This window comes from Dyella jejuensis, assembly GCF_044904675.1.
Taxonomy (GTDB): Bacteria; Pseudomonadota; Gammaproteobacteria; order Xanthomonadales; family Rhodanobacteraceae; genus Dyella_B; species Dyella_B jejuensis.
On the sequence record NZ_JADIKJ010000008.1, the window covers coordinates 130,039 to 146,788 of the forward strand.

The window sequence follows — 16,750 nt, forward strand, 5'->3', positions numbered from 1 at the left end:
AAATCATCCTGCGACGATATTGACGATCTTGCCCGGCACCACGATCACCTTGCGCACGGCCTGCCCTTCCAGGAAGGCCGCCACGTTGGGATTCGCGCGGGCCAGCGCTTCGGCTTCTTCTCTGGAGGCGCTGGCGGCGACCTCGATGGTACCGCGCAGCTTGCCATTCACCTGCACTGCCAGGGTCAATGTATCGCGCACCAGCGCACCGGCGTCTACCTGCGGCCAGGGCTGGTCGTCCAGCACCCGCTGCGGATGGCCGAGCGCCTGCCACAGCGCATGGCTGACGTGCGGTACCACCGGATTGAGCAGCAGCACCATGGTTTCCAGCACTTCATGGCGCACCGCGCGGCCCTGGTCGCTCTGGTCGTTGAATTTGCCCACCGCGTTGAGCAGCTCCATCAGGGCGGCGATCGCGGTATTGAAAGCATGCCGCCGGCCGAAGTCGTCGCTCACTTTCTGGATGGTTTCGTGCAATTGGCGGCGCATCGCCTTTTGCCCCGCATCGAGTGCGGCGGGTTCGACCTCGGGATGGTCCGGCTGGCTGACATGCGTGGTGACTTCGCGCCAGAAGCGGCGCAGGAAGCGCGCCATCCCTTCGACACCGGCCTCGCTCCATTCCAGCGACTGTTCCGGCGGCGCGGCGAACATCGAGAACAGGCGCACCGTGTCGGCACCGAATTTCTCGACCATGGTTTGCGGGTCGACCCCGTTGTTCTTGGATTTGGACATCTTCTCGGTGCCGCCGATCTGCACCGGCTGGCCGTCCGACCTGGACACGGCGCCTACGACGCGAGCCTTGTCGTCGCGATGGATGTCCACCTCGGCGGGATTGATCCAATCCTTTGAACCGTCGGCGTTCTCGCGATAGAAGGTGTCGGCGATCACCATGCCCTGGCATAGCAGGTTGGTGGCCGGCTCGTCCGATTTCACCAGACCCGCGTCGCGCATCAGCTTGTGATAGAAGCGGAAGTACAACAGGTGCAGGATCGCGTGTTCGATACCGCCGATGTACTGGTCCACCGGCAGCCAGTAGTCGGCGCGCTGGTCGACCTGGCCGTTTGCGCCGGGACTGGTGTAGCGCGCGTAGTACCAGCTCGATTCCATGAAGGTGTCGAAGGTATCGGTTTCGCGCTCGGCCGGGCCGCCGCACTGCGGGCAGGTGGTCTTGCGCCAGGCCGGATCGGCCTTGATCGGCGATTGCACGCCCGAGAACGCGACGTCTTCGGGCAACACCACCGGTAGTTGATCTTCCGGCACCGGCACCGCATCGCAGCTGGCGCAGTAGATCACCGGGATCGGGCAGCCCCAGTAGCGCTGGCGGCTGACGCCCCAGTCGCGCAGGCGCCAGTTGACGCGGTGCAGGCCCTGGCCGTTCGCCTGGAGCTTCGCGGCCAGGAAATCGAACGCTTCGCGATAGCTCTTGCCGTCGAGTTCGCCGGAGTTAACCACGCGCATGCCAGGGCGCGTCTTGTCCGAATACCAATCCTTCCAGTGCTGCGGATCGTAGTTGGCATCCGCGCCGTCGACCGCGATCACTTGCTTGATCGGCAGCTGGTATTTGTGCGCGAACTCGAAATCGCGCTCGTCATGGCCCGGCACGGCCATGACCGCGCCGGTGCCGTAGCCCATCAATACGAAGTTCGCCACCCACACCGGCACCTTCTCGCCGGTAAGCGGGTGGATCGCGGATAGCCCGGTGGGCATGCCGCGCTTTTCCTGCGTTTCCAGTTCCGCTTCGGACACGCCACCATGCTTGAGCTCGTCCAGGAATGCGGCGAGCTTGGGATCGTTGCGCGCCGCCTTCAGCGCCAGCGGATGTTCGCCGGCAATCGAGACGAAGGTAACTCCCATCAAGGTATCGGGGCGCGTGGTAAACACGGTCAGCGGCTCGGCTTCGTTTTCCACCGCGAAGTGGATTTCCAGGCCTTCGCTGCGACCGATCCAATTGCGCTGCATGGTCTTGACCGCATCCGGCCAGCCGGGCAGCGTGTCCAGGCCGTCCAGCAGCTCCTGCGCGTAATCGGTGATCTTGAGGAACCACTGCGGGATCTCGCGCTTTTCCACCAGCGCGCCGGAACGCCAGCCGCGTCCGTCGATCACCTGCTCATTGGCCAGCACGGTCTGGTCGACGGGATCCCAGTTCACCACTGCGTTCTTGCGGTAGGCCAGGCCTTTCTTCATCAGCCGGGTGAACATCAACTGTTCCCAGCGGTAGTACTCCGGACGGCAGGTGGCGAACTCGCGCGACCAGTCGATGGCATAACCCAGCGACTTGAGCTGGTCGCGCATGTGGTCGATGTTCTTGTAGGTCCACCTGGCCGGCGCGGTGTGGTTCTTGATCGCGGCGTTTTCGGCGGGCAGCCCGAACGCATCCCAGCCCATCGGCTGCAGTACATTCTTGCCGTTCATGCGCTGGAAGCGGCTGATCACGTCGCCGATGGTGTAGTTGCGCACGTGGCCCATGTGCAGTGCGCCGGAGGGATACGGCAGCATCGCCAGGCAGTAGAACTTGGGCCGGGAAGGGTCTTCCTTCACCTCGTAGGCGCGTTGCGCATTCCAGTACTGCTGCGCAGCGGATTCCACCGCCTGCGGGGCGTAATCGTTGGGAGAACCCTGGTCTTGAATATCCTGCATGATCCGGCGGCCGTTATGCGTTTTCGGCGGCGCGTACCATGCGCCGCACTGAACGCGGCAGACTAGCAGAAATGACCTTGGGCTTGGCTCGCCTTGCGCGTTCTCCCGTTCCTTCGAAAGGGGACGGCCACGGCGCTGCGGCGCTTACGGCGAATGCCAGCACCGGCGAAGTGGCCCCGATCCGCTGACCGGCCGTCGCCGGATGGGCGGCGGTCGATTGCCGCCTTGCCCTGCCGTCAGTCGCCTGGGCATGCGGGGGAGCTTCCCGCCACCAGCGCCGGCGCCACGCTGGCGATCCGCGCCGCCAGTTCGGATAGCGCCTGCTGGTGTCCGGCGACCAGGCCGTCGTAGCCCTGGCCGACGCTTTCGTTCAGCCGGCTACTGCAAGTCAGCGCGACATCGCCCTTCAGCGGACGAACCGTCCAGGTTGCCTCGATCAATGCATAGTTGCCGGGCGCGGAATCGAAACGGCGCAGGTCCACCTTGATACGCAATACCGGCTTGCCATCCACCGGCAGCCCGCTGCTGATGTCCTGCGCATGCAAGCGCCGCGCAAGGTCGACCGACAACGCGCCGCGCACTTCGTCGGCCAGCGGGGCGATCCATCGTTCGCTATCGAGCATGGCGACCGCCTGCCCGCCCTGGCGCACTACCAGTTGCGGCACGTCGTCCTGGGCCGGAATGCCCACCGGCAACAGCTCGAACTGGAAGTTCGCCGGCGGCGTGGCGGCCGTGGCGGCTTCCGATGCCGGAATCAGCGTGTAGTAATGCATGGGCGCCGAGGCGCAGGCGGCCAGCGCGGCCACGCCACATGCCGCCACCAGGTGTCGCATACGAATCATGGCTTGCTCCCTTGCTGCGGCGTGGTGGCGGGCGTTGCGTTGGACGGGGCCGCGTCCGCTCCGCGTCCGCGGATCAGCGCACTGGGATGGGCGCTCAGGTAATCGGTAAGCGCGCGCAGCGAACGGGCCATGCGCTGAAGCTCCTGCAGCGTGCCGGTGAGGTTCTGTTGCAGTGGCGAATCCGACGACAGCGCACTGTCCGCCGCCCCAAGCGTGCGATTGGCACCTTTGAGCGTGTTGCGCAAATCCGGCAGCACCTGGCCGTTGACCTGGGTGAGCGTCTTGTTGAGCGAAGCCAGGGACTGGTTGAGATTGTTGCCGATGCTGTCGAACGGAATCTTGTGGATCTTGTCGACGATATCCGCCAGTTGCTCCTGCAGCTTGTCGAAGTTGCCTGGCGCGGTGGGAAGCTCCAGCGGCCGTGTATTCGGGTCGTAGGCCACCTTCGGCGCGTTCTTGACGAAATCCAGCGAGATGAACAATTGGCCGGTAAGCAGGTTGCCGATCTTGGCCTGTGCGCGCAGGCCATGCTGCACCAGGGTGCCCATCATGTGCGAGAGGTCGTCGTTGTCGCCCTTGGATTTGGCGATCGACACCAATTTTTCGTGTGCCCGGCCAAGGCGATCCGGATATACCACCGCCCCCACGTAGATCGGGAAATGCCCGGTCTTTTCGTCGTAGTCCATGTGGATGGACACCACGCTGCCGATATTGATGCCCAGGAATTCCACCGGCGCATTGACCGCCAGGCCGCGCAGCGGCTGGTCGAAGCGCAGGCGGATGTAGTGCGGCTCGCCATCGGGCGGCGCCATCGCGTTGGTCTGCGTATCGAACAAGGTGAACGTCGTGTTTTGCGACGCAGGCTTTTCGTCTGGATGCGGGCCGGGCGCATCCAGGAATGCCACGCCGCCGGCGAGTACCGTCGCCAGCGACTGCGTATTGAGCTTGAGGCCATCGGCGCCGAGCGATACATCCACGCCACTGGCATTCCAGAAGCGGGATTCGGTGCTTACGAATTTGTCGTAGGGACTTTCCACGAAAATCTGCACCGCCACGCCCTTGCCATCGTCATTGAGCTTGTACGACGCCACGCGGCCGACCTGGATGCGGCGGAAATACACCGGCGAGCCGATATCCAGCGATCCCAGGTCGCCGGCATGCAGGTTGAAGCTCTTGCCCTTGGCGTCATGGGTGACCGAGGGCGGATTCTCCAGGCCGACAAAATCGGTCTGCGGCTGCGGGGAGTTACCCACGTCCACGCCGATGAAGGAGCCCGACAGCAAGGTATCGATACCCGACACGCCGCCGAGGCCGATGCGCGGGCGCACCACCCAGAAGCGGGTGTCGGACACGGCGATGTTGGCGACGCTTTTTTCCAGGTCGACCTTGACGATCACATTGTGGTGGTCCTGCGCCAGGCGGATGGTGCTCACCTTGCCGATGACCACGTCCTTGTATTTGACTACCGTCTTCCCAGGCTCCAGGCCCTGTGCGTTCTGGAAGCTGATGGTGATGGTGGGTCCGCGCTGCATCCACGCATTGATCACCAGCGACAGGCCGACCAGCGCCGCGATCGCCGGCACCAGCCAGATCCATGACGCACTGACACGGCGATGCCGCACCACCGGTTCTGGCAGGTCGTCGCCCACGCCTGGCTTTTTCTCGTCAGTCATCGTCGTCCTTACAATCCCATATCAGGCGGGGGTCGAAACTCATCGAGGCCAGCATGGTGAGCACCACGGTCAGCCCGAAGTACACCACGCCGGGTAGCGGCGCCACCTGGCTGAAGAAGCCGAACTGCACCAGCGCCGTGAGCAGCGATACCACGAAAACATCCAGCATGGACCAATAGCCGATGAACTCTACCAGCCGATATAGCTTGGCCCGCTGCGTGCGCGCCCAGCTGGTGCCGCGATGCACGCTCAGAAGCAGCGTCCCCATCACCAGGAATTTCAGCATGGGTACCACGATGCTGGCCGTGAATACGATGACGGCGAGATCCGGCGAACCCTTCACCCATAACTCGATCACGCCGCTGAGAATGGTGTTGTCGTCCACGTCGCCCAGGCTCACCGTGCGCATGATGGGCAGCACATTGGCCGGTATATAAAAGATGAAAGCAGCGATCAGCAGCGCCCAGGTACGCGCGCAGCTGTTGGGCTTGCGCCGCTGCAGCGCGCTGCCGCAGCGCGGGCATGCCGCATGCTCGACCGGCGTATCGCGGCAGACCAGTCCGCACACATGGCAGCCGATCAAGCCCAGTTCCTGCGCGCGCGGCAAGGCGCTCACGGCGCAAGCTCCGGAATCTTTTCCCACAGCTGGCGCATATCGACACCCGAGAAGATCGTGATCAGCACCGCCAGCGCGGCGTAGGCGAATACGCCGGCATCCGGCGTCACGTTGAAATACAGGTGTGCCTTGACCACCGATACCAGCACGCCCAGCACGAACACTTCGCTCATGGTCCACGGCGCGATGTAGTGCAGCACCACCATCAACGGGCCGAAGCCTGGCGCGCGCCGCCCTGCTCGTCCATAGGCAAGCAGCCAGCCCAGGGCCAGCATCTTGCACAACGGAAAGAAGAACAGCGTACCGGCCGCCAGTACGGCTACCACCTGCGAGTGCTGCTTCCACATCATGATGATGATGCCCCACAACGTGGTGTGGATCTGCTCGCCGTTGAAGCCAAGGGTGATGATCGGCCACACGTTCGCCTGCACGAACACCACCATCACCGTCACCACCAGCGCCAGCAATCCATTCACGCCGATTCGCTGGTGCCGCTCCAGCACCGCGTGGCAGCGGGCACAACGCGCTACGTCGCCACGGTGCAGCAGCCGGCGACGATACACCGTGTCGCAGTGTTCACAGATCAGCAACGTCGAGGTGGACGCCTTCGGCGCGAGCTCCATGCGGGTGGGCGGCGGGTTCATGGCGGGCATTCTCGCAAATCCATCATGAGCCTGCGCGTACTTGATATGCTCCGCGCCGCCCCGATCTGCGTGGGGATAATCTTTTCCGGAGCACGTCTTTGTGAATAGCGCCGTCACCCCGCACATGTTCGATGTGGATCAGGACAACTTCGAGACCGAAGTCTTGCAGGCGTCGCTCAAAACGCCGGTGCTGGTGGATTTCTGGGCAACCTGGTGCGGCCCCTGCAAATCGCTGGGCCCCTTGCTGGAAAAGCTGGCGGTCGAATACAACGGCGCATTCCGGCTGGGCAAGGTCGACGTGGACAAGAACCAGGAGCTGGCCGGCGTCTTCGGTATCCGCAGCATTCCCACCGTGATGCTGGTGAAGGACGGCCAGATCCTCGATGGCTTTGCCGGCGCGCTGCCCGAAGGCCAGTTGCGCGAATTCCTCTCGCGCCACGTGCAGCCGCTGGACGGCGACGAGATCGAAGAGCCCGTCGCCGACGCCATCGCCGAATCGCCCGAGCAGGCCATCAACCGCCTGCAGCAGGACATCGCCGCCGCGCCGGAACGCTCCGAGCTCAAGCTTGACTTGGCCATCGCGCTCGCCCAGGCCGGCCATGCCTCCGCCGCGGAAGCCGAACTCGACGGCTTGCCCGCCAACCTCGCCATCGACGCGCGCGCAGTGCGATTGCGCAGCCAGCTCGATCTGTCGCGCTCGCTGGAAGGCATGCCGCCGCTTGAGGTTTTGCAACAGCGCATCCACGCCAACTCACAAGATTGGGAAGCGCACGATCTGCTCGGCGTGCGACTGCTGCTGGGCGACGATCCCGCCGCCGGCCTCGAGCACTGGTTGCTGATCCTGGAAAAAGCGCGCGACTGGAACGACGGCCAGGCGAAGAAACGCCTGCTGGCCGCGTTCAATACCCTCGACGATGCAGAACTGGTGGGCCGCTACCGCCGCCGGATGGCGTCATTGTTGTTTTGATCGCCGCATCGGTGACCTCCTGCGGTTAAGGCGAGGAGGCCATCGCGCCGAGATTTCCCCCAAGTTGGGCGCGCATCTCCATACTCATGAGTATGGTAGATTGAAGGCCGTTTTCCCTGCGTGACCCAGCCATGCGCGCCTCCACCTTCCGCCGCCTCCTGAACCTGTGGCCGCCGTTTCTGTGCAACAGCATTCGCGTGCTGAGCCTGGACGAGCATTACACCGAGGCGCGTGTGGTGCTGCGCTTGCGGCTGTGGAACCGCAACTACGTGCGCACGCAGTTCGGCGGCAATCTGTTCGCGATGACCGATCCGTTCTGGATGCTGCTGATCCTGCACCACCTGGGCAACGATCATGTCGTATGGGACAAGGCCGGCACGATCGACTTCGTCGCACCGGGACGCGCGGACGTCTACGCTCACTTCAAGCTGGAGCCGGGGGTGCTGGAAGAACTGCGCGCCGCCGCAGCGCATGGCGACAAAGTGCTGCGCTGGTTTGAAGTGCAGGTCAAAACCGCGGGCGGCGACGTGATCGCTGTCGTGCGCAAGCAGATCTACATACGCCAGAAACCGCGGGCGCGCCAGAACTAGGGATACTCTGATCAATGCTACGCAGGCGGCATGATGTCCAGAAGGCACGCAGAGTGTGTTGTGCGGCGCCGGGAAGACTGGCCGTCTTGCCAAGCCGCGCGGCGCACTCTGCGTGCCTTCTGGACATCACCCCATCGCTTTAAATTCAACATGTTGGGGCCAGCTCTGTCTGTCCGCATCCCTTCCTCGCTCCTCAAAGCCGAGTGCATCCATGCACTCNATGCACTCTCCCCGCGTGCGGTCCGTCGTCTCGACAGACAGCCAGTCTGCCTTCCTCGCTCCTCAAAGCCGGGTACATCCATGTACCCTCCCCGCGTGCACCGACGAACCTATGGTCTGCGAACAGACAGAGCTGGTGACGCCTACGTAGCATTGATCAGAGCATCCCTAGGAATGCTCCCCTACAATGACCTACCCCATTCCCTACAGTCCTCCCCATGCAGCCATTGCGCTTCAAGCGGTATCTGATTACCGGCCTGCTAACGTTTTTGCCACTATGGGTGACCTGGCTGGTCTTCAAATTCATTGTCGGCTTCCTCGCCGGACTGGGCGCGCCCCTGGTGGCCGCGTTCGTAGGCGCGCTGGGCTTGGTGTCGCCGCACGCGGCCGATCGATTCAACCAGAGCTGGCTGACCTATCTGCTTGCCCTGGTATTGACCCTGCTCGCACTGTACCTGCTCGGCTTCCTTGCCAACCGCGTGATCGGCCAGCGGCTGCTGAACGCTTTTGACACCTTGCTGCAACGCATTCCGCTGGTGCAGACCATCTATGGCGGCACCAAGAAACTGATGGCGGTCTTGCAGAACAAGCCCAGCGGTGTGCAGCGTGTCGTGCTGGTGGATTTCCCGCGCAAAGGCATGAAGGTGGTCGGCTTCGTCACCCGCGTGATGATCGAGGAAGGCAGCGGACGCGAAATGGCCGCCGTGTACATCCCCACTACGCCCAACCCGACCGGCGGTTACCTGGAAGTGGTGCCGCTGGACGAACTCACGCCGACCGACTGGACCATGGATCAGGCCATGGCTTTCATCATTTCCGGCGGCGCGGTGGCACCCGATACGTTGCCCGCGTCGCCTTCGGCGCTGCCGCCGGCGCGTTCTTCCGAGAGGCACGCATGATTCGATACCGTGTATGGCTGCCCCTGTTACTGGGAGCCCTGGCAATGAGCGTGCACGCCGCCGAACCTCGCGACACCGACTGGACGACACCTGCGGAAGCTGCGCATTTCCGCAGCACGCCCAGCTATGCGCAAACGCTGGCCTACCTGCAACGGCTGCAACAGGCCGCGCCAACCAGGCTCAAGCTGGAAACCTTCGGCATCACGCCGGAAGGCCGCCCGATGACAGTAGTGATCGCCAGCAGCGATGGCACCTTCACGCCGGCCGCCGCGCGTGCCGCGCGCAAGCCTGTCATCTTGCTGCAGGCCGGCATCCACCCGGGCGAGATCGAAGGCAAGGATGCGGGCCTGATGCTGCTGCGCGATATCGCCGTCACCGGCAAGTATCCGCATCTGCTTGATCATCTGGTGCTGGTCTACATTCCCGTCTTCAGTGTGGACGGGCACGAACACAGTTCGCCGTACAACCGCATCAACCAGAACGGCCCGGACAGCATGGGCTTTCGCGGCCAATCCCAGTACCTCAACCTCAACCGCGATTACATCAAGGCCGATGCGCCGGAAATGCTGGCCTGGCTGAAGCTATGGCAAGCATGGCTGCCGGATTTCCTGGTCGACGTGCACACCACCGATGGCGCGGATTATCAATACGACCTCACCTGGTACACCGAAGATCCGCACAAGCTCGATCCCGCCATCGCCGCCTGGCAGCACAAGGCCATTGCCGACGAGGCGATACCGCAATACGAAAAGCTCGGTCACCTGGCTTCCATCTACCTTGAATTCAAGGATGGCCGCGACCCGCGCAAGGGCATCGAAAACTTCGGTTCCGGACCACGCTTCTCCACCGGCTACGCCGCCTTGCAAAACCGCCCTGCGTTGCTGGTCGAAACCCACATGCTCAAATCGTATGCGGTGCGCGTGTACGCGGTTTATGACCTGCTGCGCGTGTTGCTCGACGACATCAACCATGATCCGGCCGCGTTGCTGGCCGCGACCGCCCAAGCCGATGCCGATACCATCGCCCGCGCACAGGATGCCAGCGCACAGGTGCCGCTGACCTTCAAGCTCGATCCCACGCCGACGCCGTTCGAACTGAAGGGCTATGCGTTCACGCAAACGCACAGCGATATCTCCAACGACATCTGGATCCAGTACGACCCGACGCATCCGCAGACGTATCGCATCGATAACTGGAATGGCCTGCTGCCGGACCTGTCGATCACTCCGCCCGCCGCTTACGTGGTACCTGGCGAGTGGCAAACCATCATCGACAAGCTGGATGCGCATGGCATCGCCTATCGCCGCCTTGGCCATCCGCTGAAAGACGTCGCCGCGGAGGCTTATCAGCTGAGCCAGCCGACCTGGGCCGGCAAACCGTTCGAAGGCCACCTGATGCTGCGCAGCTTCGCACTGCGCGCAGCGCCGGCCGAGGTCAGCCTGCCCGCGGGCTCGGTCATCGTTCCGATGAACCAGCGCGCCGCGAACGTCGCCATCGCATTGCTTGAACCGCAAGCGCCCGATTCCTTGTTGCACTGGGGTTATCTCAACGCGATCTTCGAGCCCAAGGAATACGGCGAGCCGCGCGTGCTCGAAAAGCTGGCGCGCGACATGCTGGCGAAGGATCCGGCGCTGAAGGCCGCGTTCGAGCAGAAGCTGCGCGACGACCCGGCCTTCGCCGCCGATAGCCGCGCCCGACTGGAGTTTTTCTTCGAGCGCTCGCCCTGGTACACCGTACAGAGCGTCGGCGCCTACCCGGTGCTGCGACTGGACGCTGCGCAGCTGGCGAACCTGGAAACGAAATAGCTTGCGCTTTTCTCCCATGGCTTGGCGGGAAGCGGGTCGCGGTCTCTCGTTCGCTTCATGCACCCGCGCGGGTTCGCGGCCTGCTGGCCGGGATATTTACCGGCACCGCCAGGCGACGAGCCCGCGGCGTCTGCGACCACACGCAGACGCAAGAGACGCCTACAACCCACCCCTGACCTTTGACACTGTGTCCACCATGACCTTTGACCTAGCGTGGAGGGTCATGGCCGCGAAACGGGGAGAGTCCGCAGAACCGGCCAGCATGAACGGAAGCGCCCAGCGGGCGATCCATTGACACCTTCAGAGGGATACCTATGACCTACAAGCATTTGAAGCCGCTGCTGCTCGCCGCAAGCGTCACCTTCGCGCTCGCCGCCTGCGGCAAACAGGAGCAAGCCCCGGCCCCCGCTCCGGCAGCCCCGGCGAGTGCGCCCGCTACCGCGGCCACTACGGCCAGCGCCGCCAAGCCGGCCAGCATTTTCGACGTGAGCGAGCTCGATAGCGGCATCAATGCCTGCCAGGATTTCAACGGCTTCGTCAACGCCAAATGGATCGCCGCCAACCCCATTCCGCAGGATCGCACGCGCTGGGGCGCCTTCGACCAGCTGGCCGAGAAGAGCCTCAATACGCAGCACGATATCGCCGAGAACGCAGCCAAGAATGCCACGCAGGCCAAGCCCGGTTCGATCGACCAGAAGATCGGCTGGCTGTACCAGGCCGGCATGGACCAGGATGCCGTCAACAAGCTCGGCTACGACCCGATCAAGCCGAAGCTGGAGCAGATCGCCGCGCTGAAGACGCCGGCCGATATCAGCAAGTTCATCACCGACCGCTTCGTCGATGGCGACCAGCAGGTGTTCCAGTTTGGCTCCGGCGCCGACTTCAAGGATGCCAAGCTGCAGATCGGCTACGCCAACCAGTCCGGCCTGGGCCTGCCCACGCGCGACTATTACACCGACGCCAAGTACGCCGACCTGCGCGAGGCCTATAAGGGCTACATCGCCAAGTCGCTGGCGCTGACCGGCGTGTCCGACGCCGACGCGAAGAAGCAGGCCGATGAGGTGCTGGCGTTTGAAACCGAACTGGCCAAGGCATCGCTGGCGCCGACCCAGTTGCGCGACCTGGACAACCAGTATCACTTCGTAAGCGTCGGCGAGGCGGACAAGATCACGCCACACTTCAACTGGCAGGATTTCTTCAAGGCCCAGGGCGTCACCATCGACAAGGGCTTCTCGCTGTCGCAGCCGAAGTTCTTCGCCGAGTTCGACAAGCTGCTGGCGACCGCACCGATCTCGCAATGGCAGGCATACCTGCGCTTCCACGCCATCGACGATGCGTCGCCGTTCCTGAGCACGGCCTTCCAGGACAACCGCTTCGATTTCTACGGCAAGACGCTTTCCGGCCAGCCGGAGCAGAAGCCGTTGTGGAAGCGCGTACTGGGTGCAGTGAATGCGTCGATGGGCGAAGCGCTGGGCCAGCTGTATGTGGATAAGGAATTCACGCCCGAAGCCAAGCAGCGCGCGCAGGAGCTGGTGACCAACGTGCGCGAGGCGTTGAAAGATCGCATCGAGCACCTGGACTGGATGAGCGACGCCACCAAGCAGAAGGCGATCGACAAGTGGAACAAGTTCCTGCCCAAGATCGGCTATCCCGACCATTGGCGCAGTTGGGATGGCCTGGATATCAAGCAGGGCGATTACTACGGCGATGTCATGGCCGCCGCCAAGTTCAACTATGACTACGACATCGGCCACATCGGCAAGCCGACCGATCGCACCGAGTGGGGCATGACGCCGCAGACCGTCAACGCCTATTACGACCCGAGCACCAACACCATCAACTTCCCGGCCGCGATCCTGCAGCCGCCGTTCTTCTATGCCAACGGCGACGACGCGATCAACTACGGCGGTATCGGCGCGGTGATCGGTCACGAATCCAGCCATGGTTTCGACGACCAGGGCGCGCAGTTCGACGGCGACGGCAACAAGGCCGACTGGTGGACAGCGCAGGACAAGTCGCAGTTCAAGGACCGCACCGGCAAGCTGGTCGACCAGTTCAACGGCTATGCGCCGATCAAGGACAAGCCGGACCTGCACGTCAACGGCCAGCTCACCCTGGGCGAAAACATCGCCGACCTCGGTGGCCTGAACGTAGCCTACGACGCCTTGCAGGACGCGCTGAAGAAGAACCCGGCCGAAGCGCAGGAAAAAATCGACGGCTACACCGAAGACCAGCGCTTCTTCCTCAGCTGGGCTCGCGTATGGCGCAACAACATCCGCGAGAAGCAGGCCGAGCTGTACCTCAACATCGATCCGCACGCGCCGGCTTCGCTGCGTGCGATCGGGGCGCCTTCGAACATGCCCGCCTTTGCGCAGGCATTCCAGTGCAAAGCAACCGACCCGATGGTTCGCGCGGGCGACAAGCAAGTGAAGATCTGGTAAGGCGCTCATCGCGGCAGCCAAGACCGCGATCGTCAAGCAAAGGCCCCGCAGCGATGCGGGGCCTTTTTCATTTGCATTACCGGCTAACGGCAATCCGGCGAACTCATCCTCGGACCAACCGCTTCACAACAACGTAACAGCATGTGATAATAGAAACGATTCGCATTTACCCGAATCCAGGAAGGGGCAGCAACAGGATTGCCAAGCGGGCTGGCACGCGCCAGCTGGACGCTCAAGCAAGCCAACCCCTGGCTTCGGTCTCCCACCTCTTGCCGAGCCCTCATATGCCTGCCCATTTTCGCGTTTCGCCCTTGCATGCCGCCTTGCTGGTTGCCGTATCCCTTCCGGCGGCGTCCTACGCACAGTCCACTGCCCCCGCCGATACCTCCGGCACTACGCAAACCAGCTCGGACAGCAAACCGAGAACGCTGGATTCAGTACACGTCACCGGCAGCGTAGTGGGCAATGACTACGATACGGATGTTTCCAGCGTAGGCGCGAAAGTACCCACATCGCTGCGCGATATCCCGCAAACCGTGGTGGTGGTGAATCGCGACCTGATGGACGCGCAAGGCGCCACTTCATTGCAGGATGCGCTACGCAATGTGCCGGGCATCACCATCGGCGGTGCGGAAGGCGGGCAGATCGGCAACAACATCAACCTGCGCGGCTTCACCGCGCGCACCGATATCTACCTGGATGGTTTCCGCGATCCGGGCCAGTACTACCGCGATGTGTTCGACCTGAACGCGATCGAGGTGCTGAAGGGCCCCTCCTCCATGCTGTTCGGCCGCGGTTCCACCGGTGGCGTGATCAACCAGGTAACCAAAGAACCGGAGCTGAAACCGTTCGGCGAAGTCACCGCCACCGCGGGCAGCAGCGATCGCTATCGCATGACGGCCGACTTCAACCAGCCCTTGTCCGACACCGCGGCCGTGCGCCTGAACGTGTATGGGCAAGATATGCACTCCACCCGCGACGTGACGAAGAACCAGGATGCCGGCATCGCGCCCTCGATCCGTTTCGGCATCGGCACGCCCACCCAGATCACCCTGTCGGCACTGATCCAGCGCAACCACGATATGCCCGACTACGGCCTGCCGCCGATCAACGGCCGTCCGGCCGATGTCAGCTATAAGAACTGGTATGGCCTTACCGACGACCGCACCAACCAGAGCGTCAACGAATTCAATGGCCGCCTGGAGCACGTGTTCTCGGACAACGTGACGCTGCGCACCCAGCTCGAATACAGCGACTACACCACCGACGCACGCGAGACGGCCGCCAACAGCGTAGTGACCGCCGCCGGCGTCACGCTCAACAAGAACGCCGGCAACCCCACCGACCTGCCGCTACAGGACTTGTATGTCCAGCTGGCCAGCCATGATCGCGTCATCCACGACAAGACGCTCGACAGCCAGACCGACCTGGTGACCAAGTTCGATACCGGCAGCCTGCAACATACCCTGATCACGGGCGTGGAACTGGCGCGCGAAACGTATAACAACCAAAGCTACACACGTAACGGCTTGCCGCTGCTTTCCTTGCTGGATCCGGTGCAGGAATCGACCCCGGCCAACGTCACCACGACGACCGGCAACTATGCCCAATCGGTCGGCAAGACCGCCGCGGTATACGCCAATGACACGATCAAGCTCAACGATCAGTGGATGGTGGTGGCCGGTGTGCGCCGCGATGAATTCGATGCGCACATCAGCAATACCGTATCGCTGCCGGCCTACGCGCAGCAGACCGTGTACTTCACCAGCGTGCGCGGCGGCGTGATCTACCAGCCGAGCGAAAAGCAGTCTTACTACGTGTCGTATGGCACCTCGTTCGATCCCTCGCTGGAACAGCTCACGCTGACCAATGGCACACAGGACCTGGCGCCGGAAAAAAACCGTTCCTACGAGATCGGCGGCAAATGGAACCTGCTGGACGACATGCTGGCGATCAATGCCGCGCTCTACAACCTGGAGCAAACCAACGCCCGCAGCGAAACCTCGGCCGGCGAATACACGCTGGACGGCAATATCCGCGTGCGCGGCGCGGAACTTGGCGCGACCGGCCACCTGACCAGGAACTGGCAGATATTCTCCGGCTATAGCTACATGGATGGCAGGATCGTCAAGGCGGTCGATGGCACCCAGGGCAATGTTCCCGCCAACACGCCCCGCAACACCGTCACCACCTGGACCACCTATACCTTCGCCGACCATTGGGAAGCCGGCGGCGGCCCCACCTACATGTCGCAGCGCTACGCCGCCAATACCGACCTGGTCAGCGTAGGCGGCTACACCCGCTGGGACGCCACGCTGGCGTATCACCAGCCCAGCTACGACATCCGCCTCAACGTGCTCAACCTCACCAATAAACGCTACTTCGATGCGCTGATCCAATCGGATGGCGGCCGTTCGGTACCGGGCATCGGCCGCACGGAAATGGTGACCTTCACCTATAAGTTCCAATGAGCCGGCTAACCGTCATTCCGGCAAACGCCGGAATCCGGTAAAACGTGCGTGCGCGACCCGCTTCGCCTTGCGTTGTCGCGCACGCATGCCCAGGCTTCTCCGCGACGAATTGCCCGGCCAGACACTGTGCCATCCGAGGTTCTCCATGCTGGTGCACATTCCCGCCCTGCTTACCCCCGATCAGCTGGCGCACTTCCGCCAGCGACTCAGCGCCGACAACGCACCCTGGGTGGATGGGCGCGTCACCGCCGGACACCAGGGCGTGCACGTCAAGCAGAACCAGCAGCTTGCCGAGGGCTCCGCGCTGGCCGTCGAACTGGGCGATGTCGTGCTCGCCGCACTTGAGCGCCACCCACTTTTCATCAGCGCGGCTTTGCCCAACCGCGTCTACCCGCCGATGTTCAACCGCTACCAGGGCGGCATGCACTTCGGCAGCCACGTCGACGGATCGGTACGCCTGCTACCGGGGACCGGCCAGAAAATCCGCACCGATCTCTCCGCCACGCTGTTCCTGGCCGCCCCGGAAAGCTATGACGGCGGCGAACTGCTGATCGAAGATACCTACGGCACCCAGACCGCCAAGCTCCCCGCCGGCGACGTGATCCTCTACCCCGCCAGCAGCCTGCACCGCGTCAATCCCGTCACCCGCGGCGCGCGGCTGGCATGTTTCTTCTGGGTGCAGAGCATGGTGCGCGACGATGCGCAACGGACGGTGCTGTTCGATCTGGATAATGCCGTCCAGGGACTTGCCGCCACAGGCGCGGACGCAGCCGCGCGGATCAGGCTTACCGGCGTCTATCACAACCTGTTGAGGATGTGGTCGGAACTTTGAGCCCTCCTGGCCGCGTTCCTCGCGGCCGGCCGATCCGCTTCGCCGGCAAGGTTGCCTGCCTGCCATTTCTTGACGGCCATCAACTTTCCGACGACGGACGGCGATGTTCCTCCG

The 16,750-nt window shown here is 63.2% G+C and carries 12 protein-coding genes; 7 read left to right on the top strand and 5 right to left on the bottom strand.

The window, feature by feature from the left end; translation table 11 throughout:
• Positions 1-3: 3 nt before the first annotated feature.
• The 5 genes from leuS to ISP15_RS08695 all read right to left on the bottom strand — a co-directional run bounded on the left by leuS (position 4) and on the right by ISP15_RS08695 (position 6,412).
• Complete coding sequence (gene leuS, locus ISP15_RS08675; protein ID WP_404546863.1) at positions 4-2,637, bottom strand: leucine--tRNA ligase; 2,634 nt, start codon at positions 2,635-2,637, stop codon at positions 4-6.
• A 236-nt stretch (positions 2,638-2,873) separates the two neighbouring features.
• The gene (locus ISP15_RS08680; protein ID WP_404546864.1) at positions 2,874-3,479 is read right to left on the bottom strand and encodes a PqiC family protein; all 606 of its coding nucleotides are present in this window, start codon (positions 3,477-3,479) and stop codon (positions 2,874-2,876) included.
• Entirely contained in the window at positions 3,476-5,152 is a 1,677-nt protein-coding gene (locus ISP15_RS08685) for a PqiB family protein (protein ID WP_404546865.1), read from the bottom strand. Before ISP15_RS08685 ends, ISP15_RS08680 begins: the two co-directional genes overlap by 4 nt.
• Positions 5,145-5,768 carry a paraquat-inducible protein A gene (locus ISP15_RS08690; protein ID WP_404546866.1) on the bottom strand — a complete coding sequence of 208 codons (624 nt, stop codon included), beginning with the start codon at positions 5,766-5,768 and terminating at the stop codon, positions 5,145-5,147. The genes ISP15_RS08685 and ISP15_RS08690 overlap by 8 nt, the downstream gene beginning before the upstream one ends.
• On the bottom strand, positions 5,765-6,412 hold the full coding sequence (locus ISP15_RS08695) for a paraquat-inducible protein A (RefSeq protein ID WP_404546867.1): 648 nt from the start codon (positions 6,410-6,412) through the stop codon (positions 5,765-5,767). Before ISP15_RS08695 ends, ISP15_RS08690 begins: the two co-directional genes overlap by 4 nt.
• A gap of 124 nt (positions 6,413-6,536) precedes the next feature.
• On the opposite strand from ISP15_RS08695, the gene trxA reads away from it, so the two are divergent.
• The 7 genes from trxA to ISP15_RS08730 all read left to right on the top strand — a co-directional run bounded on the left by trxA (position 6,537) and on the right by ISP15_RS08730 (position 16,636).
• Positions 6,537-7,379 (top strand): thioredoxin, encoded by an 843-nt coding sequence (trxA, locus tag ISP15_RS08700; RefSeq protein WP_404546890.1) that lies wholly within the window; start codon positions 6,537-6,539, stop codon positions 7,377-7,379.
• 131 nt (positions 7,380-7,510) lie between these two features.
• Positions 7,511-7,969 (top strand): DUF4442 domain-containing protein, encoded by a 459-nt coding sequence (locus tag ISP15_RS08705; RefSeq protein ID WP_404546868.1) that lies wholly within the window; start codon positions 7,511-7,513, stop codon positions 7,967-7,969.
• Between the two features lie 437 nt (positions 7,970-8,406).
• Positions 8,407-9,087, top strand: a complete 681-nt coding sequence (locus tag ISP15_RS08710) for a DUF502 domain-containing protein (RefSeq protein WP_404546869.1) — start codon at positions 8,407-8,409, stop codon at positions 9,085-9,087.
• The gene (locus tag ISP15_RS08715) at positions 9,084-10,892 is read left to right on the top strand and encodes a M14 family metallopeptidase (RefSeq protein ID WP_404546870.1); all 1,809 of its coding nucleotides are present in this window, start codon (positions 9,084-9,086) and stop codon (positions 10,890-10,892) included. The genes ISP15_RS08710 and ISP15_RS08715 overlap by 4 nt, the downstream gene beginning before the upstream one ends.
• Positions 10,893-11,206: 314 nt before the next feature.
• Positions 11,207-13,333 (top strand): M13 family metallopeptidase, encoded by a 2,127-nt coding sequence (locus ISP15_RS08720; RefSeq protein WP_404546871.1) that lies wholly within the window; start codon positions 11,207-11,209, stop codon positions 13,331-13,333.
• A gap of 284 nt (positions 13,334-13,617) precedes the next feature.
• Positions 13,618-15,804: a TonB-dependent receptor gene (locus tag ISP15_RS08725; protein ID WP_404546872.1), complete on the top strand. Its 2,187-nt coding sequence runs from the start codon at positions 13,618-13,620 to the stop codon at positions 15,802-15,804.
• A 145-nt stretch (positions 15,805-15,949) separates the two neighbouring features.
• Entirely contained in the window at positions 15,950-16,636 is a 687-nt protein-coding gene (locus ISP15_RS08730; RefSeq protein WP_404546891.1) for a Fe2+-dependent dioxygenase, read from the top strand.
• The last annotated feature ends 114 nt before the right edge of the window (positions 16,637-16,750 follow it).

Coding starts and splice junctions, on each gene's coding strand:
- leuS (WP_404546863.1), bottom strand. CDS start 2,637: ATGCAGGATATTCAAGACCAGGGTTCTCCCAACGATTACGCCCCGCAG.
- ISP15_RS08680 (WP_404546864.1), bottom strand. CDS start 3,479: ATGATTCGTATGCGACACCTGGTGGCGGCATGTGGCGTGGCCGCGCTG.
- ISP15_RS08685 (WP_404546865.1), bottom strand. CDS start 5,152: ATGACTGACGAGAAAAAGCCAGGCGTGGGCGACGACCTGCCAGAACCG.
- ISP15_RS08695 (WP_404546867.1), bottom strand. CDS start 6,412: ATGAACCCGCCGCCCACCCGCATGGAGCTCGCGCCGAAGGCGTCCACC.
- trxA (WP_404546890.1), top strand. CDS start 6,537: ATGTTCGATGTGGATCAGGACAACTTCGAGACCGAAGTCTTGCAGGCG.
- ISP15_RS08705 (WP_404546868.1), top strand. CDS start 7,511: ATGCGCGCCTCCACCTTCCGCCGCCTCCTGAACCTGTGGCCGCCGTTT.
- ISP15_RS08710 (WP_404546869.1), top strand. CDS start 8,407: ATGCAGCCATTGCGCTTCAAGCGGTATCTGATTACCGGCCTGCTAACG.
- ISP15_RS08715 (WP_404546870.1), top strand. CDS start 9,084: ATGATTCGATACCGTGTATGGCTGCCCCTGTTACTGGGAGCCCTGGCA.
- ISP15_RS08720 (WP_404546871.1), top strand. CDS start 11,207: ATGACCTACAAGCATTTGAAGCCGCTGCTGCTCGCCGCAAGCGTCACC.
- ISP15_RS08725 (WP_404546872.1), top strand. CDS start 13,618: ATGCCTGCCCATTTTCGCGTTTCGCCCTTGCATGCCGCCTTGCTGGTT.
- ISP15_RS08730 (WP_404546891.1), top strand. CDS start 15,950: ATGCTGGTGCACATTCCCGCCCTGCTTACCCCCGATCAGCTGGCGCAC.